This window comes from Flavobacterium sp. CAU 1735 (genome assembly GCF_039888695.1).
GTDB lineage: Bacteria > Bacteroidota > Bacteroidia > Flavobacteriales > Flavobacteriaceae > Flavobacterium.
Window position 1 is genome coordinate 37,153 of record NZ_JBDQQQ010000004.1, and the last position, 24,880, is coordinate 62,032.

17 protein-coding genes are annotated in these 24,880 nt (G+C 38.8%); 11 read left to right on the top strand and 6 right to left on the bottom strand.

Translation table 11 applies throughout. From position 1 onward, the window contains the following. Positions 1 to 54 precede the first annotated feature (54 nt). The 5 genes from AAFN64_RS10690 (at position 55) to AAFN64_RS10710 (ending at position 5,548) form a co-directional block, all read left to right on the top strand. Entirely contained in the window at positions 55 to 2,601 is a 2,547-nt protein-coding gene (locus AAFN64_RS10690) for an ATP-dependent Clp protease ATP-binding subunit (RefSeq protein ID WP_347760422.1), read from the top strand. An 81-nt stretch (positions 2,602 to 2,682) separates the two neighbouring features. After that, positions 2,683 to 4,050, top strand: a complete 1,368-nt coding sequence (gene rimK / locus AAFN64_RS10695; protein WP_300487896.1) for a 30S ribosomal protein S6--L-glutamate ligase — start codon at positions 2,683 to 2,685, stop codon at positions 4,048 to 4,050. Between the two features lie 9 nt (positions 4,051 to 4,059). Continuing rightward, a complete protein-coding gene (locus tag AAFN64_RS10700; RefSeq protein WP_300487893.1) occupies positions 4,060 to 4,575 on the top strand; it encodes a YetF domain-containing protein in 516 nt (171 codons plus the stop codon). 10 nt (positions 4,576 to 4,585) lie between these two features. Further along, on the top strand, positions 4,586 to 5,167 hold the full coding sequence (locus tag AAFN64_RS10705; protein WP_300487890.1) for a TMEM175 family protein: 582 nt from the start codon (positions 4,586 to 4,588) through the stop codon (positions 5,165 to 5,167). A gap of 18 nt (positions 5,168 to 5,185) precedes the next feature. Beyond that, positions 5,186 to 5,548, top strand: a complete 363-nt coding sequence (locus AAFN64_RS10710) for a DUF1304 domain-containing protein (protein ID WP_347760423.1) — start codon at positions 5,186 to 5,188, stop codon at positions 5,546 to 5,548. Positions 5,549 to 5,660: 112 nt separating this feature from the next. On the opposite strand, the gene AAFN64_RS10715 is transcribed toward AAFN64_RS10710, so the two are convergent. Further along, entirely contained in the window at positions 5,661 to 6,281 is a 621-nt protein-coding gene (locus AAFN64_RS10715) for a class I SAM-dependent methyltransferase (RefSeq protein WP_347760424.1), read from the bottom strand. Between the two features lie 96 nt (positions 6,282 to 6,377). Next, a complete protein-coding gene (gene hutH, locus AAFN64_RS10720; RefSeq protein ID WP_347760425.1) occupies positions 6,378 to 7,886 on the bottom strand; it encodes a histidine ammonia-lyase in 1,509 nt (502 codons plus the stop codon). 142 nt (positions 7,887 to 8,028) lie between these two features. Between hutH and AAFN64_RS10725 the strand changes: the two genes are divergently transcribed. Next, the gene (locus AAFN64_RS10725) at positions 8,029 to 9,396 is read left to right on the top strand and encodes a TlpA disulfide reductase family protein (RefSeq protein WP_347760426.1); all 1,368 of its coding nucleotides are present in this window, start codon (positions 8,029 to 8,031) and stop codon (positions 9,394 to 9,396) included. Positions 9,397 to 9,426: 30 nt separating this feature from the next. On the opposite strand, the gene AAFN64_RS10730 is transcribed toward AAFN64_RS10725, so the two are convergent. After that, a complete protein-coding gene (locus AAFN64_RS10730) occupies positions 9,427 to 10,275 on the bottom strand; it encodes an NAD(P)H-hydrate dehydratase (RefSeq protein ID WP_347760427.1) in 849 nt (282 codons plus the stop codon). A gap of 325 nt (positions 10,276 to 10,600) precedes the next feature. On the opposite strand from AAFN64_RS10730, the gene thrA reads away from it, so the two are divergent. The 5 genes from thrA to AAFN64_RS10755 all read left to right on the top strand — a co-directional run bounded on the left by thrA (position 10,601) and on the right by AAFN64_RS10755 (position 17,252). Next, positions 10,601 to 13,042, top strand: a complete 2,442-nt coding sequence (thrA, locus tag AAFN64_RS10735; RefSeq protein WP_347760428.1) for a bifunctional aspartate kinase/homoserine dehydrogenase I — start codon at positions 10,601 to 10,603, stop codon at positions 13,040 to 13,042. A gap of 11 nt (positions 13,043 to 13,053) precedes the next feature. Further along, on the top strand, positions 13,054 to 13,980 hold the full coding sequence (locus tag AAFN64_RS10740; RefSeq protein ID WP_347760429.1) for a homoserine kinase: 927 nt from the start codon (positions 13,054 to 13,056) through the stop codon (positions 13,978 to 13,980). Positions 13,981 to 13,990: 10 nt separating this feature from the next. Then, entirely contained in the window at positions 13,991 to 15,280 is a 1,290-nt protein-coding gene (thrC, locus tag AAFN64_RS10745) for a threonine synthase (RefSeq protein ID WP_347760430.1), read from the top strand. Positions 15,281 to 15,343: 63 nt separating this feature from the next. Beyond that, a complete protein-coding gene (gcvT, locus tag AAFN64_RS10750; protein ID WP_347760431.1) occupies positions 15,344 to 16,426 on the top strand; it encodes a glycine cleavage system aminomethyltransferase GcvT in 1,083 nt (360 codons plus the stop codon). A 109-nt stretch (positions 16,427 to 16,535) separates the two neighbouring features. Beyond that, a complete protein-coding gene (locus tag AAFN64_RS10755; RefSeq protein WP_300489905.1) occupies positions 16,536 to 17,252 on the top strand; it encodes a YebC/PmpR family DNA-binding transcriptional regulator in 717 nt (238 codons plus the stop codon). A 170-nt stretch (positions 17,253 to 17,422) separates the two neighbouring features. On the opposite strand, the gene AAFN64_RS10760 is transcribed toward AAFN64_RS10755, so the two are convergent. The 3 genes from AAFN64_RS10760 to AAFN64_RS10770 form a co-directional block, all read right to left on the bottom strand. Next, positions 17,423 to 17,668, bottom strand: coding sequence for an FUSC family protein (locus tag AAFN64_RS10760; RefSeq protein ID WP_347760432.1), 246 nt, complete (start codon positions 17,666 to 17,668; stop codon positions 17,423 to 17,425). 870 nt (positions 17,669 to 18,538) lie between these two features. Further along, positions 18,539 to 22,357: a type II CRISPR RNA-guided endonuclease Cas9 gene (cas9, locus tag AAFN64_RS10765; protein ID WP_347760433.1), complete on the bottom strand. Its 3,819-nt coding sequence runs from the start codon at positions 22,355 to 22,357 to the stop codon at positions 18,539 to 18,541. Positions 22,358 to 23,917: 1,560 nt separating this feature from the next. Beyond that, on the bottom strand, positions 23,918 to 24,670 hold the full coding sequence (locus tag AAFN64_RS10770; RefSeq protein WP_347760434.1) for a hypothetical protein: 753 nt from the start codon (positions 24,668 to 24,670) through the stop codon (positions 23,918 to 23,920). Between the last annotated feature and the right edge of the window lie 210 nt (positions 24,671 to 24,880).

The following is a 24,880-nucleotide window of genomic DNA, read 5'->3' on the forward strand; positions in this document are numbered from 1 at the left end:
TTTGCTTTATCCTACCTGAATTAGTAAATTTACAGTATAAAGTATTTTTAAGTAATGGACGATAATTTTTCACCAAGAGTTAAGGACGTAATTAGCTATAGTAAAGAAGAGGCTTTACGATTAGGGCATGACTTTATCGGTACGGAACACTTAATGTTAGGCATTTTAAGAGACGGTAATGGAACCGCAATTAATATATTAAATAATCTGGACGTAGATTTAGAGCATTTACGCAGAAAAGTTGAAGTATTAAGCCCCGCCAATCCTAATATCGATCGCAGTAACGAAAAGAAAAACCTACATCTGACACGTCAGGCAGAACGTGCTTTACGTACCACTTTTTTAGAAGCTAAAGTATTCCAGAGTACTTCGATAAGTACCGCTCATTTATTGTTGTGTATTCTCCGAAATGAGAACGATCCGACAACAAAGCTTTTAAACAAATTAAAAATTGACTACGAAATAGTTAAAGAACAATTTATTGCTATGACATCAAACGAAGAAGATTACCTAGATAACCTGCCAAAAGCCGAGTCGTTTAACGACGATTCCGGACAAGATGACAGTTTGCGTGACACGGGTTTTAACAATCCGGGGACAGGCAAAACCAATAAAAAATCGAAAACACCGGTTCTGGACAATTTCGGACGTGATTTAACCGAATTAGCCGAAGAAGGCAAACTGGATCCGGTTGTAGGTCGGGAAAAAGAAATCGAACGTGTTTCTCAGATTTTAAGCCGTCGTAAAAAGAACAACCCGTTATTAATCGGAGAACCGGGAGTGGGTAAATCGGCCATTGCCGAAGGACTTGCGTTGCGTATCATCCAGAAAAAAGTATCCCGTATTTTGTTTAACAAACGGGTAGTAACACTGGATCTTGCCAGCCTTGTAGCCGGAACGAAGTACCGTGGTCAGTTCGAAGAACGTATGAAAGCCGTGATGAACGAATTGGAGAAAAACGACGATATCATTTTGTTTATCGACGAAATCCACACCATTGTTGGTGCCGGAGGTGCTACCGGTTCGCTGGATGCTTCCAATATGTTTAAACCGGCGTTGGCACGTGGCGAAATCCAATGTATTGGTGCTACGACGCTTGACGAATACCGTCAGTATATCGAAAAAGACGGTGCTTTGGAAAGACGTTTCCAGAAAGTAATTGTGGAACCTACTTCGGTAGAAGAAACCATTACGATTCTGAACAATATTAAAAACAAATACGAAGATCACCATAACGTAATTTATACACCGGAAGCTATCGAAGCCTGTGTAAAATTAACCAACCGTTATATGTCGGAACGCTTCCTGCCGGACAAAGCGATCGATGCTTTGGACGAGGCCGGTTCCCGCGTTCACATTACCAATATCGACGTACCAAAACAAATCCTTGATTTGGAACGTCAGTTGGAAGAAGTACGCGAACTGAAAAACTCGGTGGTTAAAAAACAGAAATACGAAGAAGCGGCAAAATTACGCGACGATGAAAAACGCATTGAAAAAGACCTTGCTACCGCTCAGGAGCAATGGGAAGAAGATGCGAAAAACAACCGTATTACCGTAACCGAAGACAATGTAGCCGACGTCGTTTCGATGATGACCGGTATACCGGTAAACCGTATCGCTCAAACCGAAAGCAATAAACTGGCGCATTTACCAGATTTGATCAAAGGTAAAGTGGTGGGTCAGGATGAAGCTGTTTTAAAAATTGCCAAGTCCATCCAACGTAACCGTGCCGGATTAAAAGATCCGAACAAACCAATTGGTTCTTTTATCTTCCTGGGGCAAACCGGGGTTGGTAAAACGCAATTGGCCAAAGTAATTGCTAAAGAATTATTCGATTCGGAAGATGCGTTAGTTCGTATCGATATGAGTGAATATATGGAGAAATTCGCCATCTCAAGATTGGTTGGAGCGCCTCCGGGATATGTAGGATATGAAGAAGGTGGACAGCTTACCGAAAAAGTAAGACGTAAACCGTATTGTGTTGTCCTTTTAGACGAGATCGAAAAAGCCCATCCGGACGTTTTCAACATGATGTTACAGGTATTAGACGACGGACATTTAACCGACAGTTTAGGTCGTAAAATTGACTTCCGTAATACGATTATCATCATGACCTCGAATGTAGGAGCGCGTCAGTTAAAAGACTTCGGTCAGGGTGTTGGTTTCGGAACTACTGCCCGACAATCGCAGGTGGATGAAAATTCAAAAGGGATTATCGAAAATGCACTTAAAAAAGCATTTGCTCCGGAATTCCTAAACCGTATTGACGATGTAATCGTATTCAACCCGCTTGAAAAAGAACATATCGACAAAATTATCGATATCGAGTTGGAAAAACTATATGCACGAGTGGCCGATTTAGGTTATAAATTAGCCTTATCCGAAAAAGCAAAAGATTTTATCGCCGATAAAGGATTTGACAAACAATTCGGAGCCCGACCGCTAAAACGAGCGATTCAGAAATATGTGGAAGATGCACTGGCTGAGGAGATCATCACGTCCAAGATACACGAAGGTGATGAAATCTTTATGGATCTTGATGATAGCAGTCAGGAACTCACCGTAGCCATTAAAAAAGCTGAAAAACCTACTAATTAAGTAGGTTTTTTCTTTTTTAAGCAAATGTGTTTGGCATTTCAAAAAAAGTAGTACTTTAGAATTACAAATACAAACAAAGAAATGCTAGACAAAGTTATTGTAGGTAGTGAAGAATGGTGCTCTTTTCCTACTCTTGGAATTCCAACAATCAAAGCCCGGGTCGACTCCGGGGCAAAAACTTCGGCATTGCATGCCACCAACATTGTACCATTTGAAAAAAATGGTGAAAACTGGGTAAAATTCGATATTAACCCTATCCAGAATAATATAAAAGCCGTTATTCATTGTGAAGCACTTTTAATTGACAAACGTGTGGTTAAAAGCTCCAGTGGTTATCGCGAACTGCGTTATGTGATCCGCACCGTATTGGAAATCGGTGGTAGTGAATGGGATGTGGAATTAACACTAACCAATCGCGACTCTATGGGATTCCGTATGCTTTTAGGACGGGAAGCCATGTCGGGACGTATATTGGTAGATCCGGAACAAAAATACCTTTTGGGTCATCCTACAAAAGAAAAAATCAAAGAATACTATTATAGCGAAGAATCCTCCAAAAAAGGCCTTCGTATCGGTTTGCTGGCCAGTAACCCGGAACTTTACAGTAACAAACGCATTATGGAAGCCGGAGAAATGCGCGGTCACGAAATGCATTTCCTAAACCTGAAATACTGTTATATGAAACTGGATGCTACGGCTCCGGAAATTCATTACCGCGGTGGTCGTGTTTTAAACGACTTTGATGCCGTAATTCCCCGAATTCGTCCAAGTATGACCTATTACGGTTGTGCCTTAACGCGACAATTCGAAGCCTTAAAAGTATTTAGTTTAAACAGCTCCGCAGCAATCAGTCAGTCGCGCGACAAACTGTTTTCCCTGCAATTGCTACTTAATAACGGCGTAGATATCCCAACAACCGGATTTGCCAATTCCCCACTCGACACCAATGACCTTATCAAAATGGTTGGCGGTTCGCCTTTAATCGTAAAATTATTGGAAGGAACACAAGGAAAAGGTGTTGTATTGGCCGAAACCAAAAAAGCGGCAGAAAGTGTAATCAATGCTTTTAAAAGTTTAAATGCCAATATCCTCGTACAGGAATTTATTAAAGAAGCCAACGGAAAAGACCTTCGTTTGTTTGTAGTCGACGGAAAAGTGGTTGCCGCGATGCAACGGGAAGCTTTACCGGGCGAATTCCGAGCCAATATCCATTTAGGCGGAACGGCATCGGTTGTAAAAGTAACAGCCGAAGAAAAACGCATTGCAATCAAAGCAGCCAAAGCAATGAATTTAAAAGTTGCCGGTGTCGATATTATTCGTTCGTCCAAAGGACCGTTATTACTGGAAGTAAACTCCTCACCCGGATTGGAAGGTATCGAAGGCGCGACACAAAAAGACATTGCCGGTGAAATGATCAAAGCCATCGAGAAAAATTTTAAATGGAAATAAACGCCTGATATGGAAGCCTACCTGGATATAATCGTCAGAAGTTCCGCCGTATATATCTTTATGGTGGTAGCCCTCCGTATATTTGGTAAAAAACAATTATCGCAGCTCAATACGGCCGATGTCATCCTGATATTACTGATCAGTAATGCTGTTCAAAATGCAATGGTTGGAAGCGATTCCAGTCTTTCGGGAGGATTAGCGGCCGCATTGGTGCTGTTTATCATCAACTTTATCTTTAAAAAGTTACTGTTTAAATACAAAAAACTCAGTAACCTGCTACAAGACAAACCGGAAATCCTGATCCATAACGGAAAACTGGAATTCGATACGTTAAGCCGACTAGGCATTACATCCGACGAATTGTATGAAGCCATCCGCGAACACGGAATCGAACGCTATAAAGATGTCAAACTGGCTATGCTGGAAATCGACGGCAACATTAGTGTGATATCCGGTGATCAGAATTTACGTCAAACCCATCACAAACGCAGGATTCACAAAACCCTGCGCTCCGAAAACCTATAAATTCTCCCCTATGAACAAAACCCGACTGGAAGCTTTTAGCGACGGCGTACTCGCCATTATTATTACCATTATGGTTTTGGAAATCAAAGTGCCGCACGAAGTTAGTTTTAGTGCCTTAAAGCCTATTTTGCCTGTATTCCTGAGCTATATATTGAGCTTTATCTATGTAGGAATCTATTGGAACAACCACCATCATATGATGCATACGGTAAAACAGATTTCAGGAGGTATTTTATGGGCCAACCTGCATTTATTGTTTTGGTTGTCGATGATACCGTTCGCAACGGCATGGATCGGCGAAAATCATTTTGCCCCTCTTCCGATGATGCTCTACGGAATCGTACTGTTATTATGTGCGTTAGCCTATTTTATATTGCAATATCTGATCCTGAAAAAACACGGTCCGGATTCGGTTTTATCCAAAGCTATCGGAAAAGATATTAAGGGAAAACTATCGCCCGTTTTTTATATTTTAGGGATAATCGCCTCGAACTACAACGGACTAATTGCCGGCGCTTTTTATGTTCTGGTGGCCATTATGTGGCTCATTCCGGACAAAAGAATAGAACGAATACTGGATCATTCCGAATAACCAAAATCCAAATCTCCTATGAGTTTACTTTCAAAAATTATTATCGGATTTATAGCCTTACTACACCTTTATATCGTATGGCTGGAAATGTTTGCCTGGACCACGCGCGCTAAAAAAGTATTTAAAAGCGTACCGGAAGAAATGTTTGAAAAAACAAAACAAATGGCCGGAAACCAGGGATTGTATAACGGATTTCTTGCCGCCGGTCTGATTTGGTCGTTGCTAATTTGCGATCTGCAATGGAGTATTCATATTGCTACTTTCTTTTTGGGATGCGTATTCGTAGCCGGAGTTTACGGTGCGATTACCGTACAAAAGTCAATCTTAATGGTACAAAGTCTTCCCGCTGCTTTGGGATTACTGAGCCTATACTTTTTATAATAAAAAACACCTGACCGTTATAAACAATCAGGTGTTTTATTCTTTATAAAGTCAGACCTGACAGGTTTCGAAAACTTGTCAGGTCTTTTGCTATAACAGCATACTCCTCTTTTTATTTTTTCCGGAAATGACAAAATACAAAATTCTGAACGGTGTCAAATGGTGTGCCATGATCAACCGTAAGACAGCTACTCTTTTCAAAATCCGTTTGAAATAACGTTGTCATGCTTTGTTCCGAATATTGCTTTATTGCAATACCGCTACATTTTTCTGGTCCCTGTTCCGAAAATGTTCCAATAATCATATTTCCATTTGGAGCAATCGCTTTGGCAGTCGTTTTCAGATAGGTATCCACATCCTTTTGATTGGTTAAAAAATGAAATGCCGCGCGATCATGCCAAAAATCATAGTGTTCTGTCGGTTTAAAATCGGTAACATCGGCCACAATCCATTTCACTTTTGCCGCTTGGTTCCCCAGTCTGGTTTTGGCACGCTCAATTGCCGCTTCCGAAATATCCAAAACCGTAATATCGGTATAACCCGATTCCAGCAAATGATCCACCAAAAAACTATCACCTCCGCCAATATCAATAATCTTAGCCGACTTCGGTAAATGGGATTGCTCCAGAAAATACAATGAGGTTTCCGAATTAGGCTGGTACCAGCTTACGGTTTCTAAAGGTTTACTTTCGTAAATGGTTTCCCAATGTTTTTTTCTATTAAAATTTTCCATCTTATTATTTAATTGAACAGTATTAATTAAGAACACCTGACAGGTTTTAAAAACCTGTCAGGTGTAAAAATTATATAGCCAGATCTATTTATTGTATTACTCAAACAATACTTCGTCCATCTGGAAGCTGTTTAAAAACGCTACCGATTTTTCGATATCATAATGTAAAATTCGGTCTTCCGTTACCAAAGGCACTTCTTCGCGGTATAATTTCAGGAAGCTTTCGATAAACTCACTTGACTGTAAAGGTCTTCTGAACTCAATGGCCTGAGAAGCATTCATTAGCTCAATAGCCAAAATACGCTCCAGGTTTTCCATAATTTTCAAAGCTTTGGTAGCCGCGTTAGCGCCCATACTCACATGGTCTTCCTGACCATTAGACGATACGATACTATCGATACTCGCCGGAGTTGCATATTGTTTATTCTGACTTACGATACTTGCAGCAGTATATTGCGGAATCATAAATCCGGAATTCAATCCCGGATCGCTAACCAAAAAGGCCGGTAAATCACGTAATCCGGAAATTAACTGATACGTACGTCTTTCGGAAATATTACCCAGTTCGGCTAACGCAATTCCAAGGAAATCCAACGCCAATGCTAACGGCTGACCGTGGAAGTTTCCACCGGAAATAATCTCATCCGTTTCAATAAAAATATTAGGGTTATCGGTAACCGAATTGATTTCCGTTTTAAAAACACGTTTTACATAATCGATCGTATCTTTTGAAGCACCATGTACCTGAGGAATACAACGGAACGAATACGGATCCTGAACATGTTTTTTAGGTTGCGCTATAATTTCACTGTCTTCCAATAATTCCTTAAAACGTTTCGCTGTATTGATTTGTCCTTTATGCGGACGAACCAAATGAATCAGTTCGTTAAACGGTTCGATTCGTCCATCAAATCCTTCCAGAGAAATTGCTCCGATAAGATCGGCCAAATACGCATATTTACTTGCTTTTAATAACACATAAGCGCCATAAGCACTCATAAACTGTGTTCCGTTTAACAACGCCAATCCTTCTTTGGATTGCAATACGATTGGCTCCCATCCCATTTTTTCAAGGACTTTTTTAGCCGGCTGGCGGAAACCATCCAGATACACTTCACCTTCTCCGATTAACGGTAACGACAAATGCGCTAATGGTGCCAAATCGCCGGAAGCACCTAATGAGCCCTGCGTATAAATCACCGGTAAAACATCGTTGTTATAGAAATCAACCAATCGCTCTACCGTTTTTAACTGTACACCAGAATGACCAAAGCTTAACGATTTGATTTTAAGCAACAACATGATTTTTACAATCTCATGCGGCACTTCATCTCCGGTACCACAAGCATGCGATTTTACTAGATTTTCCTGTAACTTAGACAGGTTTTCGTTTGAAATTTTCACATTACACAAAGAGCCAAAACCAGTGTTGATTCCGTAAATCGGCTCGCCATGCGATTCCATTTTGGCATCCAGATAAGCACGGCATTTTTCGATATTTATACGTGCTTCTTCCGATAACTCCAGTTTCATGTTTTGCGAAATGATTTCCTGTAGTAACTCCAGTGAAATCACATCGGAGCTTATATAATGTATTGTGTCCATTTTTGTCTAAAAAATTAATTGCTCAAAATTCCATAAAATATGCCTAAAAAACAAACTATATTATACCTATTTCGGATGTTATTATACAAACAACAATCCTTATATTTGAACTCCTAAAAAAACCAACTAAAAACTATTTTCAATGAAAAACACACTTTATTTGTTGATGATCCTTGTATTGTCGTCGTTTGCGCTACCGGCAGAAACGATTACGATATCCGGAAAAATCAGCAATACCGAAGAAAAAAAGATCAAAATCAAAGGCGAAAGTTTTTACAAAGAGATTACTTTAAAACCCGACGGTTCGTTTTCCGAAACCTTCCCTATTTCGTATAACGGTTCCTATACGTTAAGCACCAAAAACAACCGTGCTGCCTTATATCTGGCCAAAGGAACCAAACTAAACATTACCGCCGACGATGATAATTTTAATCCCTCACTTGCTTTTTCCGGAAATGGCAGTGTTGAAAATCAATATCTGGTTAAGAAAAGTCAACTGGTAAATACCATGCTTGGTAATCCGCAGACCTTTTACAGTCAGGACGAAACTACCTATCTTAATAAAAACAAAGAATTAAAAAATGCCGTTTTGGGATTGTACAACAGTACCAAATTTACCGATGCCGGTTTTAAAAAGAACGAACAAAAAAGTATTGACTATTTCGAACAACTTTTATTGCTAAACTACCCGGCCTATCATGCACATTATGCCAAAAAGGAAAACTTCAAACCTTCTGAAAGCTTCCCGAAATTCGATACTACCCTTGATATGGATAGTGATACCGACTTCTTATTTTCCAATCCGTATAAACAATTGATTGCCGCACGTTTTAATCAGAAAGTATCGGAAAACAGCGCAAATCTGACCGAAAAAGAATTAAGCGATCGTATTTTAACGGAAATCAAAAAAATAAAAAGTCCGAGCATCAAAAACAGTTTTCTACAAAACTTAGGCTATCAGATTCGTGCCGGAAATACCGAATCGGAAGCCTTATACAAAGAAATCATGGCGTTGTCTACCGACACCAAATTCAAAGAAGACTTAACCGAAAAATTCGACAAAATCAAAGGATTGATCCCAGGAAAACCATCGCCTAAATTCAATTATGAAAACTACAAAGGCGGTCAGACTTCATTAGACAACCTAAAAGGTAAGTTTGTATATATCGACGTATGGGCAACCTGGTGTGGTCCGTGTCGTCAGGAAATTCCACACCTTCAAAAAGTTGAAGAACAATACCACGGTAAAAACATCGAATTTGTAAGTATTTCGATCGATGCTAAAAAAGACTACGACAAATGGAAAAAACTGGTAGACGAGAAAAAATTAGGCGGTATCCAGTTATTTGCGGATAACGACTGGGGCTCTCAGTTTATAAAAGAATACGGAATTGAAAGTATTCCGCGATTTATTCTGGTCGATCCAAACGGAAATATCGTTACGGCAGACGCACCACGACCATCGGATCCACAACTTACAGAGCTATTCACCAAACAAGGTGTTAAATAACAAAAAACGCTTCCGAATGGAAGCGTTTTTTTATTCGTATAACGTATGGAACGCTTTGCCGAGATACGCAATGATATCGGAAGCCACAAACGCGTGATAGCCCAATTCCGGTAAAGCAATATCGGCCGTTAAACCGTGAATATAAACGCCGGTAACAGCCGCGTCTACCGGATCATAGGCCTGTGCCAACAAACCGGTTATAATCCCCGTTAACACATCGCCGCTTCCAGCAGTTGCCAAAGACTGGTTCCCGGTTGTGTTTTCAAAAACCTGATCCTGATAAACAAGGTGCGTTGGTGCCCCTTTAATCACCATTACAATATCGAATGTTTTGGAAAGTGTTTTCACTTTTTCCATTTTATCCGCTTCGTTTTTCCATGCGCCAATCAGTCGTTCCAATTCTTTTACATGCGGTGTCAAAATGGTTTTGGGTGGTAAAAACTCCAGCCATTCTTTGTTTTCCGATAGAATATTAATCCCGTCGGCATCGATTACCAAAGGCGCTTTATTTAGTTTTAAAAAATGAAAAACAGCCTGTTGGGTTTCCAGATGCTGACCAATCCCGATTCCGATTCCAACCGCCTGTATTTTTAGTTTGGTATCGATCGCCCGGATATGTGTCGGATAATCGTCGGTTTCTACCATGACTTCCGGAAGTGCTGTCTGCATAATTTCATAACCACACTTGGGAATATAGGCCGTTACTAGTCCTGCACCCGATTTTAAACAGGCTTTAGCCGACAAACAAGGCGCGCCAATTTTACCATAACTTCCACCGATGATCAAAGCATGTCCCTGTATCCCTTTATGCGAAAATTTACCGATGGGATGAAACCGTTGTAACACTATATTTTTATCGACTTTTATCAGATTGTCCATATACTATCCTTTTTTGACATTCTATAAATTTACAAAAAAAGCTTTTTCTAAACAAAAACTCCTATATTTGTAATAATGCTAACAGACAATAGAAAATATAAGTCCCTTATAGCAACCGAATCTTCTTCGGCTGTCATTTCTATTGTTACCACTACAACAACAACTACCCCGTCCGGGGTATAATCATTTCATATAGTCCAGTGTAGTTGCGTGTTATTTACTAACACCGCTAAGTCGTTTATTTTCAAACGACTCCATTTTTATTCTTATTTTTCAATCCTACGCCTTTCACTGCAAACAGTTACAGGCTATAACATATAGTACTATGAAAGTATTAAAATTTGGAGGTACTTCTGTCGCAAACGAACAGAATATCAAAAAGGCTATCGCAGTAATGCAAAATATCCCCGGAAAAAAAGCAGTGGTTGTATCGGCTTTGGCTGGTGTAACCGATTCGTTATCGGAGGCCATTAACCGGGCTAAAAACCGTGATCTTCACTATAAAAATATTCTAAGCGAACTTCAAACAAGACATTATGAAGTCGTACAAAAACTACTTCCGGATCAGAATAATAGCGAACTGCAATCCTATATCGAATCCGGCTTAGTGACTATTGCTTCCCTTTTAGACGGTTGTTATTTATTGGGCGAACTATCGGCAAAAACGAACGATGCCATCCTGTCTTATGGAGAATTATTTTCATCCCGAATCCTATTTGCAAAATTACAATCCGATGCCGGTAAAGTTGCCTATTGCGACAGCCGGGAACTGATCAAAACCAACGAACAATTTGGAAACGCCGCTGTTGATTTCGAAACCAGCAATTATGCCATCCAGTATTATTTCGATAAAAATCAGGCTAACATTACCATACTTCCCGGTTTTATAGCCGAGTCCCATCATGGGCATACTACAACTCTTGGTCGTGGTGGTTCCGATTATACTGCGGCTGTTATTGCCGCTTCTTTGGATGCACTTGAGTTACAGATATGGACCGACGTAAATGGTATGTATACCGCCAATCCGAAGCTCGTAAAACAAGCACGCGCGATTGCCGAAATCAGTTATAAAGAAGCCATGGAATTGTCTCATTTTGGAGCCAAGGTGCTTTATGCGCCTACATTACAGCCGGTACTCAACAAAAACATTCCGGTTTATATCAAAAATACTTTTGATTCGGAAGCACCGGGAACGTATATCACTTCGGATTGCACTTCCAACAACGACCCCGTAAAAGGGATCAGTCATATCGAAAACATTGCGCTGCTAACACTGGAAGGATCCGGGCTGATTGGCGTGGCCGGAATTTCCGAAAAACTTTTCGGAGCCGTTGCCCGCGAAGGAATTAATATCGTATTTATTACACAGGCTTCTTCGGAGCATTCCATTTGTATCGGTATACAGGAAGAACAGGCACAACGCGCTAAAAAAGCAATTGATATGCTGTTTCAACACGAAATCCGATTGCAAAAAATCAAACCGGTATATCTGGAAAAAAACCTTAGCATTATTGCATTAGTGGGCGAAAACATGAAAAGTCATCAGGGATTAAGCGGTAAAATGTTTAGTACACTCGGAAGAAACAACGTCAATGTTCGCGCTATCGCTCAGGGTGCTTCGGAACGCAATATTTCGGCTGTTATCGATAAAAAAGACGTTGTCAAGGCACTGAATGTACTGCACGAATGTTTTTTTGAAGATGATATTAAACAGTTAAATCTCTTTATTTGTGGCGTGGGCAATGTGGGCGGAAAATTACTCGAACAACTCCATCAGCAAGCAGACTATTTACGGGATAACCTGAGATTAAACCTCCGCGTTGTTGGGATTTCCAATTCCCGTAAAATGCACTTTGATGTGAATGGTATCTCGCTCGACAACTGGAAAGCCGCACTGGAATCGAGCGAAGACAGCAACCCGGAACACTTTATAAACCGGATTGAAGCATTAAATCTTCCGAACAGTATTTTTATCGACAATACCGCTTCCGAAAAAATAGCCTCGCTATACAAACGCTTCCTCTCTCAAAATATCGCTGTGGTTACCTGTAATAAAATTGCCTGTTCCTCGGAATATTCCGAATACGAGCAATTAAAAAAGCTATCCAAAAAATACAATGCGCCTTTCCTGTTCGAAACAAATGTCGGTGCCGGATTGCCTATTATCGACACCCTAAAAAATTTAATTGCATCGGGTGATAAAGTACATCAGATTCAAGCGGTTTTGTCGGGTAGTTTAAACTTTATATTTAACAACTTTAAATCCGGAAAAAGCTTTCACGATATTGTACTTCAGGCACAACAGGAAGGCTATACAGAACCCAATCCAAAGCTCGATCTGAGTGGTATCGATGTGATGCGGAAAATCCTGATTCTGATTCGGGAAAGCGGTTATCCGATGGAAATCGACGCGATTGGAAACGATTCTTTTTTACCTGATCCTGTTTTAGAAGCCGAATCAACTGCAGCGTTTTTCGAATCATTACAACAGCATGCTTCCCATTTTGAAGCCTTATATAATAAAGCCGAACAGCAATCCTGTCGTTTAAAATATGTTGCCCGATTTGAAAACGGAAAAGCCAGCGTGGGACTACAATATATCCAAAAGGAACATCCGTTTTACCATTTGGAAGGCAAAGACAATATTGTTCTGTTTTATACCGATCGTTACGCCGAACAGCCGTTGCAGATTAAAGGCGCCGGAGCCGGAGCCGCAGTAACTGCATCGGGACTATTTGCAGATGTCATACGAATTGGAAACATTTAAAACGAATGAATATGAAAACTATACGCCTATTTTGCCCGGCAACCGTGGCCAATGTATCCTGCGGGTTCGATGTATTGGGCTTATGTCTCGAAACCATCGGAGATGAAATGATCGTGACACAAACCACCCAAAAAGGTATCCGTATTACCGGGATTACCGGAGCCGACTTACCACTGGAAGCCACACAAAACGTAGCCGGAGTCGCTGCTATGGCTTTATTGGAAGCCCTACAACCCGATTGTGGTTTTGATATCATTATTCATAAAAAAATCAAGGCCGGAAGTGGCATTGGTAGTTCTGCCGCCAGTGCTGCCGGAGCCGTTTTTGGAATCAATATGCTATTGGGTAATCCACTTAGCGCAAAGGAACTTATTCCATTTGCCATGAAAGGAGAAGCTGTGGCCAGTGGTTGCGAACACGCCGATAATGTCGCTCCGGCACTTTTAGGCGGTTTTACGCTTATTCGCGGTTACGAACCATTGGATGTGGTAGCTTTACCGGTACCGTCCGAATTATATGCCACCGTTATTCATCCGCAGATCGAATTGAAAACATCCGAAATGCGGGCTGTATTGCCATCCGAAATTCCGTTAAAAAAAGCCATTGCCCAATCGGGAAATCTGGGCGGATTAATTGCCGGTTTGTATACCAGCGATTACGAACTGATACGCCGTTCGCTACACGATCGGATCGTTGAACCTTTACGGGCAGGTTATATTCCCGGATTTGATCGGATCAAAGAAACAGCCTTGCAAAACGGTGCTTTAGGCGTCGGAATATCCGGATCAGGGCCTTCTGTTTTTACTTTAAATAAAGGTCTTGAAATAGCTCATAAAGTAGCTCTTGCAATGGAACAAAAATATACCGAAACCGGAATCCCATTTGAAGTTTACGTATCGCCGGTTGCAACCCGGGGAATACAATTAATTAACGGTTAAAAACAATATTATGAACTATTATAGTCTTACGAACAAACAACATCGCGTCGGGTTTCGGGAAGCGGTTTTACAGAGTATTGCCCCGGATGGGGGTTTGTATTTCCCGGAACAAATAACACCACTCCCCGCCTCTTTTATTAAGGTTTTAAATAAAACGGACAACCTAAATATCGCCTATAGGGCTCTGGCTCCTTTTATCGGAGATGCCATTCCGGAAAAGGAATTACAACAGATAATCGACGAAACCTTTTCGTTTGACTTTCCGGTGGTTCCGATAGCAAAAGACATCTATACACTGGAACTTTTCCACGGACCGACACTCGCTTTTAAAGATGTTGGCGCCCGTTTTATGTCGCGTTGTCTGGCGTATTTTAACCGCGATAACAACCGGAGAACAACCATTCTTGTCGCTACTTCGGGCGATACCGGCGGCGCTGTGGCCAATGGTTTTCTGGGTATAAAAAATGTCGATGTGGTCGTACTCTATCCCAGTGGGAAAGTCAGCCCTATTCAGGAAGCGCAATTAACCACTTTGGGACAAAACATCCGCGCACTGGAAGTTCAGGGTTCGTTTGACGATTGCCAGGCGATGGTTAAAAAAGCATTTCAGGATAGTGATCTAAAAACCAAAAACCTAACATCGGCCAATTCGATCAATGTGGCGCGTTGGCTACCGCAAATGTGTTATTTTTTCTTTGCGTATAAAGTTCTCCAGGACACCGGAAAACCACTTTATGTTTCCTGTCCGAGTGGTAACTTTGGGAATATTGGTGCCGGAATGCTTGCCAAGCAACTCGGTTTACCGATCGCCCATTTTATTGCCGCCACCAATGCCAACGATACCGTACCGCGCTATCTGGACAATGGGATATACCAACCCAAAGCGACTATCAGTACCGTTTCGAATGCCATGGATGTGAGCGATCCCAGTAATTTTATCCGTATACAGGAATTGTATGCCCACGACCGGGAGCAATTAAAAAAGGACTTCTCGTCCTATACGTTTAGTGACATCGAAACGCGAATCGCTATGGAATCGGTTTTCCAAAAAGTGCAGTATATCATGGATCCGCATGGTGCTGTTGGCTACCTCGGACTTCAGAAAAAGTTAGCGGAACATCCCAATGCTACCGGGTTATTTCTCGAAACGGCCCATCCGGTTAAATTCCTTGACACCGTTCAATCGTATTTAAACCACGGCTTGCTCATTCCACTATCCCTTCAAGAAATGATGGACAAACCAAAACAAAGTATTCTGATTCGAAATTACGAAGAGCTCAAAGATTATCTCAGACACTAAAACACTTTGCCACTCCGTAAAAAATCAATACATTAGCGGCCTAAAATAAATATACAGCACAAAATGAAAAATACAGCATTAACGCACGTTCACGAAAGTTTGGGAGCTAAAATGGTTCCGTTTGCAGGATATAACATGCCTGTTCAGTACGAAGGAGTTAACATTGAACATGAAACGGTTCGTAACGGCGTAGGTGTTTTTGATGTATCCCATATGGGTGAATTTTTCCTTCGTGGCGAAAATGCCCTGGCTTTGATCCAAAAAGTAACGTCTAACGACGCTTCTAAATTAGTGGATGGAAAAGCACAATACTCCTGTCTTCCAAATAACGAAGGCGGTATTGTGGACGATCTTATTATTTATAAAATTGCCGATAACAACTACCTGTTGGTCGTTAACGCTTCCAACATTGAAAAAGACTGGAACTGGATTTCACAACACAACGATTTGGGTGTAACTATGGAAAATGCATCCGATGCCTATTCGTTATTAGCCATCCAGGGACCAAAAGCAGCCGAAGCGATGCAATCGTTAACAGCAATCGATTTGGCTAACATGCCGTATTATTCGTTCCAAATGGGCGAATTTGCCGGTGTAAAAGACGTGATCATTTCGGCTACGGGTTATACCGGATCAGGCGGATTTGAAATCTATTTTAAAAATGAAGATGCCGAAACCATCTGGAACAAAATATTCGAAGCCGGAGCGGCATTCGGAATCAAACCAATCGGATTGGCAGCTCGTGATACCTTACGTTTGGAAATGGGATTCTGCTTATACGGAAACGATATCAACGATACGACTTCGCCATTGGAAGCCGGATTGGGTTGGATCACTAAATTCGACAAAGAGTTTGTGAATTCCGCAAATCTGAAAGCACAAAAAGAAGCCGGAGTTACCCGAAAATTAGTTGCGTTCGAATTAACCGAAAGAGGTATTCCACGTCATGATTATGAAATCGTAGACAAAGACGGAAATGTAATCGGGATTGTAACTTCCGGAACCATGTCGCCATCGCTAAACAAAGGTATTGGTTTAGGCTATGTACCGACTGCTTTTTCGGCAGTTGACAGCGAAATTGCGATCCGAATCCGAAAAAATGATGTAGCTGCAAAAGTGGTGAAATTACCATTTTACAAAAAATAATCACAGGAAAAGGGACTTTAAAAAGTCTCTTTTTTTGTTAAAGTGCAGTAATAATTTTATTTTTGCACGCTGTTTTTACAAAACTATAAACAAAATACAATTAACTCTTATGGGAAGAGCGTTTGAATTTAGAAAAGCAAGAAAAATGAAACGTTGGTCGGCAATGGCCAAAACGTTTACCAGAATTGGAAAAGATATCGTAATGGCGGTTAAAGAAGGCGGACCAAGCCCGGAAACCAACTCCCGTTTGCGTGCGGTGATGCAAAATGCCAAAGCGGCCAACATGCCAAAAGATAACGTAGAGCGTGCGATTAAAAAAGCATCCGATAAAGATACGGCCAACTATAAGGAGGTTTTATTTGAAGGCTATGCGCCACACGGAATCGCGATTTTGATCGAAACGGCTACCGACAATAACAACCGTACTGTAGCCAATATCCGTAGTTATTTTAACAAATGTAACGGTACGATGGGTACCCAAGGTTCGGTTGAATTTATGTTTGATCATACTTGTAACTTCCGAATCCCGGCTGAAGGTCAGGATGTAGAGGAACTGGAATTGGAAATGATCGATTTTGGTGTGGAAGAAATCTTTGCCGATGAAGACGGTATCATGATGTATGCGCCATTCGAAAGTTTTGGTTCCATCCAGAAAGAATTGGAAAACCGTAATATCGAGATCCTTTCATCCGGTTTTGACCGTATTCCGCAAGTAACCAAAACCCTTACTGCCGATCAGGTAGCGGATGTGGAAAAACTATTGGAAAAAATTGAAGAAGATGACGACGTGATGAACGTATATCATACGATGGTAGAAGCCGAATAAGCTTTACCTCCATTTAAAATAAAAAAACTACGATAGCAATGTCGTAGTTTTTTTGTTTATATAACGCACGGATTAAAAATCCGCGCGATCTGGGTTTTAGCCGAACAGACGAAGTAAATCCGCGCGATCGAAACACCTGACCCGTTTTGAAAACCTGTCAGGTGTTTTTATTATAAACCTCTTTCTTTTAGCTGTTCTTTTAACGCAGTATATTTTTTGTTGTTCTTTGTAGCAAAAGGTATATACGCCAACGGAATAAACGTAAATATTCCAAATCCGCCTTTAACGGTGCCATAAAAGGCTACTCCTATTAAAAAACCAATAATCCCGGCATCGTAAATTCGGGTGGTTTTCATTTTTTTTATTTCCTGTAATAGCTCTTCGTTTGTTAAGGCTCCTGGTTCTTTTTGTTCCATTTTTTATAGTTTTTTGGTGGTTTGGTTTTTGGGTTTTATCTACTCTTCTATTCCTATCAAGCGGATTATTTCGATTACGAATGTAGTAAAATAAAAAATCTCATTAATGGGTAAAAATAAAAAACACTTAAAGTAGAAACTATCAATTATTAAGACAATGAATTCTTTTCAATTTTTTGTAGATTTACCAAATACAGTTACAACTATTTGGCCTGTAATACATTCCTTTTTTGAGTTGTGAGTTTCTTTCAAATTTTTGTAGATTTACTAAATACAGTTACAACTATCAGTGGATTGTGAAACCTATGCGAGAGGTTGTGAGTTCCTTTCAATTTTTTGTAGATTTACTAAATACAGTTACAACTAAATATCGATGATTTAATATCTGAATTATGTTGTGAGTTTCTTTAAAATTTTTGTAGATTTACCTAATACAGTTACAACGGAGCAAAATAACATGAAAACAATAAATAGGTTGTGAGTTCCTTTCAATTTTTTGTAGATTTACTAAATACAGTTACAACACTTGGTTGAATCTCTCGAATTGCTCTAAGGTTGTGAGTTCCTTTCAATTTTTTGTAGATTTACTAAATACAGTTACAACTGACAAAAGATAATTGCTACGTGTTTTACGGTTGTGAGTTCCTTTCAATTTTTTGTAGATTTACTAAATACAGTTACAACTCATGATTAGAAATCGTCAGGCTCGTTACAGTTGTGAGTTCCTTTCAATTTTTTGTAGATTTATTAAATACAGTTACAACCTGTTTGAAATGCTTTTTAATCCAATCCGCGTTGTGAGTTCCTTTCAATTTTTTGTAGTTTTACCAAATTCCAATATAAATCGTTCGTTTCAGCATCGTTAATTACTTAAAATTCTCCTATCCTGTTTATTGTCCCTAAATGATTAATCCTTACTTTTATCGGATTCAAAGCCATTAATGCTCCTACACTTCTGATATTATAAAATCGTTTGCTTTCCTTGGCTCCTTCTGTTTTTTTCAGTTCCGAATTTTTAGTCTCCAAATGATGTCGAAACCAATAATTATTATCGGATATACTCCAAACCAGATATAAATATTTACTTAATATAGATGTATCATTATTTTTTAATGCAACATCCAACTCTTCTTGCGAAAGCCCCAATACAAACATTTCATTTTGTTGCATACTAAATTTTAATTGTAAGCCATCAGCCGGGAGCTTATTTAAAAAAGATTCCGGATAGTCTTTATTTAATATTGCATTCCATATTTCGGATGTCTCCTTGATAATATAGGGAATCTGATATTTTTTTCTTTCAATAGCATGCCAAAATGTACAGCTATATTGGCTCATATTACCTTTTTTATCTTCATAAATAGCAATATGATGATTGCTTCCCGTCAATACAAAACCAATCTCTTTTCCATTTGCATCCTTTTTAATTACTTGTAAATTATTTGCATCGGGTCGTGCCAATAATCTAACCGTACGAATCGGGATTTGCTTTTCTTCGTTAAACCAAAGCGTATCTTTAAAGGCTTCTTTTTCGTTGTTACCGTGTAAAGCCAGTCGTTTAGCTACCAACTTCTTTACCTTTTCGTCTACAATATCTTTCACCTGTTTTGATTTTAAGCCAACTAGTTTATATTTCAGCACAGTAGCTTCGTTATAACATGAAGCTCTATTTAGTATTTCCGTTTTCTCTTTATTCAAATAAATCGGTTCTTTTTTCAGTGATGCTAAAGCCGCTCTTACTTCATTTTTATATTCAGAAAGCCTTTCATATACCTGCTCTTTAATTTTAGGATTCACAATTTTATCTGCATTTTCAAACAAGTATTTCACCGGCTTTTCTTTTTCTATCACTTTAATTTTACCATAAACCGATTGCTCGTGAAGCGCCCCTCTTGGCACAATAACTCCTGTTTGCTTGTTTTTACCTGTAGCTTTATATTTTGTAATAGTGGCTACTTTTTTACCTGCTTTAAAAGAAATCAAAATCTTATCTGCTTCTTTCATAACCTGTTCTGTTGTGAATGGTTGCTGCATTATCAGATATTTTTCTAATAATGTTGCCTTCTCTTTAAATACTATTTGTGCCTCTTCTACTTTTCGATTCATTTCATCTCTGGTTTCGCTGGCATTTAAAGTATTTATCCGCTGAATAAATCCTTGTTTGGTACAGGCAATTACCAAGGCATCGATAGCATGATGACGGTGGTCGTCACGTTTTGACCAATTGATTATTTCTTTCTTTTGGTGCTTTCTTTTTCCATGATCACTTGTCCATTCTTTTATCCCAATAAACGTTTTGCCTGTCGCTTCTTCGACACTCATATATTTAGGCATCTGCAAATTCATCAATACATCGTCCCATCCCCAAAGATCCCGCAACTTTGCCGTTACACCACCTTCGGTAGCCGTTACATTAGAACATACTTTCTGTAAAATCATTCTTGCTTTTCGAGCGATATATTGTGTTTCTCTTAACTGACGGTCAATAAAGTTTTCCCAAAGCTTCCTATCCAATTCCGTTTCTTTCTTCTGTTTTTTTCGTTCCAGATATTCATTATAAGAGGCTTTTAAACGCTGTACTTTTCCATAAGAAACAATTCCCCTACCATGCCAGTCGTCTACTCTCTCTAAATACGATTCTAATTCAATTTTTCCTTTGGATGCCATATAGTCATAGGCCGTTTGATTGGTCTTGTTGGCATTACATTTTCTATGAACAAGTATTTTATTGGTTTGAGAATCATCAAATAGTAATGTCTTTGGAACAATATGATCTACATCAAAAGCGTCTCCTTTTAGTGCTTCCGTAAGATTAAAGGTTTCACCACAATAAATGCATTGGTTGTTTACGCGTGCCTCTTTAATATTTTTACTTAAAGAAGGGAAAATAAACTTATATTTTTGAATATATCGTTTCGTTGTTGGCAATCCTAACTCTGATAACCTCCTTCCGATTTCTGTATTGAGTTTCTGATTTTTCGAATTCCAGACATCCATATCATTACGCTCGTCCTTACTTTGCTTTAGTTCCCGGGCTAATTCTACTCTAATTTCAACCGGTCTACCATATTGTTCCAGAATAGCGTTTACCACATGAATCATTTGGTTTATGATTTTTTCCACAACCGGTTGTCGTAAGTCATTTTTAGACAATAACTCCAATCTGTCTGCCAGAGGTTGCTGCTCTTTTTCTTCTTTTGTCAGACTATTGGAATGGTTATAACCTGCCAGACTACATGCCTTCGAATAATCGTATCCCTGCATTAGATAGGGTAAAATTTTTCGCATGGCTTTAGCCGATTTATTTCCAAAAGCTTGTTTATTAAAGTCTAAATGAGAAAGTTTTTCTGCTGTATCGCTATCAAATCCAAATCGTTTAATTAAAGTATTTTTACACTCCTCCAATTCTTTAATGGAATAAATAGTGTGCCATAACTGATGTAATGGCTCCTGCTCCACTTTTTTATCTATTTCCAATCCTTCTTTTTCTTCAAGTACTTCACCTGTTTTTTTATCAACAAGCATAGCTATACAATTGGAAGAAACTACCGCAGCATTAAATTGCAACAAATCACTATCTCCAATAATAGTACGAATCGATTCATAGACTTCATTTCCTTTAATACCTTTTAGTATTTGTTTATTGGTATAAACATCTTCTTTTTTAAGTTTCAAAATTTTAAGTAACTCCGAAAAACTAAGATTGCCGTTTGAAAAAAGATACTCGGCAATTTTTTGTTTTTCGTCCAGAGAAATTACTCTATCACTCCATTTGTGTTTACTATTTTCTGGATTTTTAATTTTAAGTGAAAGCGTATTTACCACTTCCCAAATCCGGCATAACTGAAATAAAGGTGCAGTTCTGGGGGCAACTTTTGGTCCTGCAAAAACTAGTTTTTCCTTATTTTTTTCTTTATCAAGAACCTTTTTTTCAAAACCTTCGAGTTCACATATGCTGACTAATCCTTTTTGCGATTTTAATTTTCGCTGAAAATAAATAATCTCATTCCGCAATTGCTCAATCACTTTATCTGTTAGAAAATCGTGTTGATTCTTTTGAACTTCAATTAGGGTATCAAATTCTTCTATATAGGCTTCTCTTGGATATACCGCTTCTTTAATTCTAAAATACGAGTTTGTATTTTTTGCCGTATTTAAAGCCTCATAAAAATATTGGCCAATGGTTTGATTTCTTTCTTTTAGTTCTGCATAACGTCCTTTTACAGCCTGAACATAATCGGTATCTTTTTTATCGGCATTAGCTTCACTTCTTGCCGATTTATAACCTCTTTTCTGATTTAACATATACAAAATACGTCCCAATTGAGCTCCGGAGATAGCCGCGTCCGGATTTACAGAATCGCTTCTTAGCTTCCATAAATCCAGCATGGGTAACTTCAACAATTCTTCAGTTGGAAAAATATTATATTGCTTGAGAATCTTTTTTAATTCGTTTTTTTGCAACTGTTTTCTATCATATCCTTTTCTTTGTGTTCGGTTATTGGTCCTATCCTGATTTTTGGTTATGGATTGACCTTTTTGAAACTGATCCCTATCGTCTGATGATAAAGGTATAATTCGGGATCCCATTGCTATAATACGAACCGGAATGTTGTTTTCGTCAACTGCCACCAATGCCCATCCTATTGAAGTGACTCCCAAATCTAATCCGAGTATATATTTATTCATAGTGAACTGTTTTTCCGAAATTTAAAAAAATATTCCTATACCATTTTATGGTTTTACGTAATGTTATTTCCGAAAAAAATAGTTACTTTGCTATCGAAAGGAATTCACAATAAGGATTATTCCGTTGTGAAAACATTTAGCGCCTCGACTATCTTCGGGGCTTTTTTTATATATTATGGTATCCGATTCCATAATAATCTTAAATCACTGTACACTACCTTTCAAATTTTTGTAACTATATCGAATACAATTCCAACCGTAATAAAATTTACCGTAGCCACAACAGTGTTGTGAGTTCCTTTCAAATTTTTGTAGTTTTATCAAATACAATTCCAACTAATTGGCATACATCCAGGGTATCCATCCAGCTGTGAATTCCTTTCATTTTTTGTAGTATTTATCGAATACAATTACAACATCATTCCACTTGTCAAGGTCTTTTGCATCGTTGTGAGTTCCTTTCAAATTTTTGTAGTTTTATCGAATACAATTCCAACTTTAGGTCTGACAATTTGTACAAGTTAGAAGTTGTGAGTTCCTTTCAATTTTTTGTAGTTTTATCAAATACAATTCCAACCTACAGAATTCTTTTTACAATTTTCTCGCTGTTGTGAGTTCCTTTTCAAATTTTTGTAGATTTACCAAATACAGTTACAACGAACCTCAAAATGCACGTGGTTTGTCATGCGTTGTGAGTTCCTTTCAATTTTTTGTAGATTTACCAAATACAATTCCAACTCGTCAAAATTCATAACCTTGTTTTTTTATGTTGTGAGTTCCTTTCAAATTTTTGTAGTTTTATCGAGTACAATTCCAACTGCTTTTAAAACTTCCTTCTTTAATTCCTGATTGTGAGTTCCTTTCAAATTTTTGTAGTTTTATCGAATACAATTCCAACTCGTCCTCAGATAACCAGATCAGAAAGTATGTTGTGAATTCCTTTCAAATTTTTGTAGTTTTATCGAGTACAATTCCAACATTGCAAATATTCATGGATAGACGTACTGGGTTGTGAGTTCCTTTCAAATTTTTGTAGTTTTATCAAATACAATTCCAACATTCACGAACCTGTGCTTTGATGGTGGAAAGTTGTGAATTCCTTTCAAATTTTTGTAGTTTTATCGAGTACAATTCCAACTTGCGAGGTACTTTGACTGATGTTGATACTGTTGTGAATTCCTTTCAAATTTTTGTAGTTTTATCGAGTACAATTCCAACACGAATATCATTCAAATAATGATACACTAAGTTGTGAATTCCTTTCAAATTTTTGTAGTTTTATCGAGTACAATTCCAACAAAAAATACGGGAACCCCTTATTTTACTGGGTTGTGAATTCCTTTCAAATTTTTGTAGTTTTATCGAGTACAATTCCAACCTCTTTGGAAACCTTGTAAATACAAGGGTTTTGATATAAACCACAAAATAAAAAAACAATAAAAAATGCCTGATATAAAAAGTATATTAAGGCATTTTTTTATTTCTATTACTTCTTTTCACGATTCAGCGTACCTATCAGGTATAAAACAAAAAACCCTCTGCTTGCAGAGGGTTTTATCATTACGGTACCGCAATAATCCGGAGCGCATTAAAGGCTCCGTTTCGCAACGGATAATGTTCGCCGTTAAGTTCCTGATTAAAAGAAACCAGTAACAGGTACATTAACTGACCATGTTCGACTTCCGGTATCCGGTCGACAGTTAGCTTAATCGTTGTAGCAGCAGCTTCCAACGACAAACTCTTTACTCCACTTAGCACCAGATCCGAAACACCGGTATCGAAGTTTAAGGCCAATACGGCACTTTGAAAAGCCACATGAGTCGCTCCGGTCGGAAAATGAACATGCTGTACTGGCGAAATATTCGCAAAAGATACCGTTCCCTTGTCGGTATCGATCGTATAGGGTGCCGCCAGAATCTGATCCAATACCGCCTGGGTATTAAAATCAAAACCATTCAACAATTGTTTTCCTTCGGGCGTTTCCAATCCGATGCTCACTTTTCGCATGCCACGAGCCGAATCCATATCCTGGTTTTTAAGCTTTGCCATCACTTGTTGCAATCGGTAGTGTTGCTTTCCGTCGCGTACCGAAAAAATCAGCGCATGTATCGCCTGTCGTAACGTTTTACTCATCTGACTGCAATGCGCGAACTCCTGATTGTTTTCACGGGTCCGTGCATAACTTGGATCGTTTTGAATACGCGCTTTACTCACACTCGCTTTGCGACGTACAAAATTAACGCCGTCTTTTTTATAGAAGGTCAGCTCTTCCAGCGTACCTTCAATCTTTATAATTCCGCTATTTTTTGCCATAATCATAAAGTTTTTATGGTTAATAATGCCAAAGTAACACCATTAAAATCGCATTTTGTACAAACAAATAGTAAAAAGTAAAGCACATTCCCGTATTGTCTACTTTTGTCTTTTTCTGACCTAAAAAAACTAAAAATCACTCATTTACAATACCTTAAAAACAAAAAAACAACTTACTATATCATTTGATCATCATTCGCGCGTTGATGT

Excerpts from the sequence above, each read along its gene's own strand:
- AAFN64_RS10715 (WP_347760424.1), bottom strand. The coding sequence starts at position 6,281 with ATGGAAAATTTTAATAGAAAAAAACATTGGGAAACCATTTACGAAAGT.
- rimK (WP_300487896.1), top strand. The coding sequence starts at position 2,683 with ATGCTAGACAAAGTTATTGTAGGTAGTGAAGAATGGTGCTCTTTTCCT.
- AAFN64_RS10690 (WP_347760422.1), top strand. The coding sequence starts at position 55 with ATGGACGATAATTTTTCACCAAGAGTTAAGGACGTAATTAGCTATAGT.
- gcvT (WP_347760431.1), top strand. The coding sequence starts at position 15,344 with ATGAAAAATACAGCATTAACGCACGTTCACGAAAGTTTGGGAGCTAAA.
- AAFN64_RS10725 (WP_347760426.1), top strand. The coding sequence starts at position 8,029 with ATGAAAAACACACTTTATTTGTTGATGATCCTTGTATTGTCGTCGTTT.
- hutH (WP_347760425.1), bottom strand. The coding sequence starts at position 7,886 with ATGGACACAATACATTATATAAGCTCCGATGTGATTTCACTGGAGTTA.
- AAFN64_RS10755 (WP_300489905.1), top strand. The coding sequence starts at position 16,536 with ATGGGAAGAGCGTTTGAATTTAGAAAAGCAAGAAAAATGAAACGTTGG.
- AAFN64_RS10700 (WP_300487893.1), top strand. The coding sequence starts at position 4,060 with ATGGAAGCCTACCTGGATATAATCGTCAGAAGTTCCGCCGTATATATC.
- thrA (WP_347760428.1), top strand. The coding sequence starts at position 10,601 with ATGAAAGTATTAAAATTTGGAGGTACTTCTGTCGCAAACGAACAGAAT.
- AAFN64_RS10730 (WP_347760427.1), bottom strand. The coding sequence starts at position 10,275 with ATGGACAATCTGATAAAAGTCGATAAAAATATAGTGTTACAACGGTTT.
- AAFN64_RS10705 (WP_300487890.1), top strand. The coding sequence starts at position 4,586 with ATGAACAAAACCCGACTGGAAGCTTTTAGCGACGGCGTACTCGCCATT.
- AAFN64_RS10740 (WP_347760429.1), top strand. The coding sequence starts at position 13,054 with ATGAAAACTATACGCCTATTTTGCCCGGCAACCGTGGCCAATGTATCC.
- AAFN64_RS10770 (WP_347760434.1), bottom strand. The coding sequence starts at position 24,670 with ATGGCAAAAAATAGCGGAATTATAAAGATTGAAGGTACGCTGGAAGAG.
- thrC (WP_347760430.1), top strand. The coding sequence starts at position 13,991 with ATGAACTATTATAGTCTTACGAACAAACAACATCGCGTCGGGTTTCGG.
- AAFN64_RS10710 (WP_347760423.1), top strand. The coding sequence starts at position 5,186 with ATGAGTTTACTTTCAAAAATTATTATCGGATTTATAGCCTTACTACAC.
- cas9 (WP_347760433.1), bottom strand. The coding sequence starts at position 22,357 with ATGAATAAATATATACTCGGATTAGATTTGGGAGTCACTTCAATAGGA.
- AAFN64_RS10760 (WP_347760432.1), bottom strand. The coding sequence starts at position 17,668 with ATGGAACAAAAAGAACCAGGAGCCTTAACAAACGAAGAGCTATTACAG.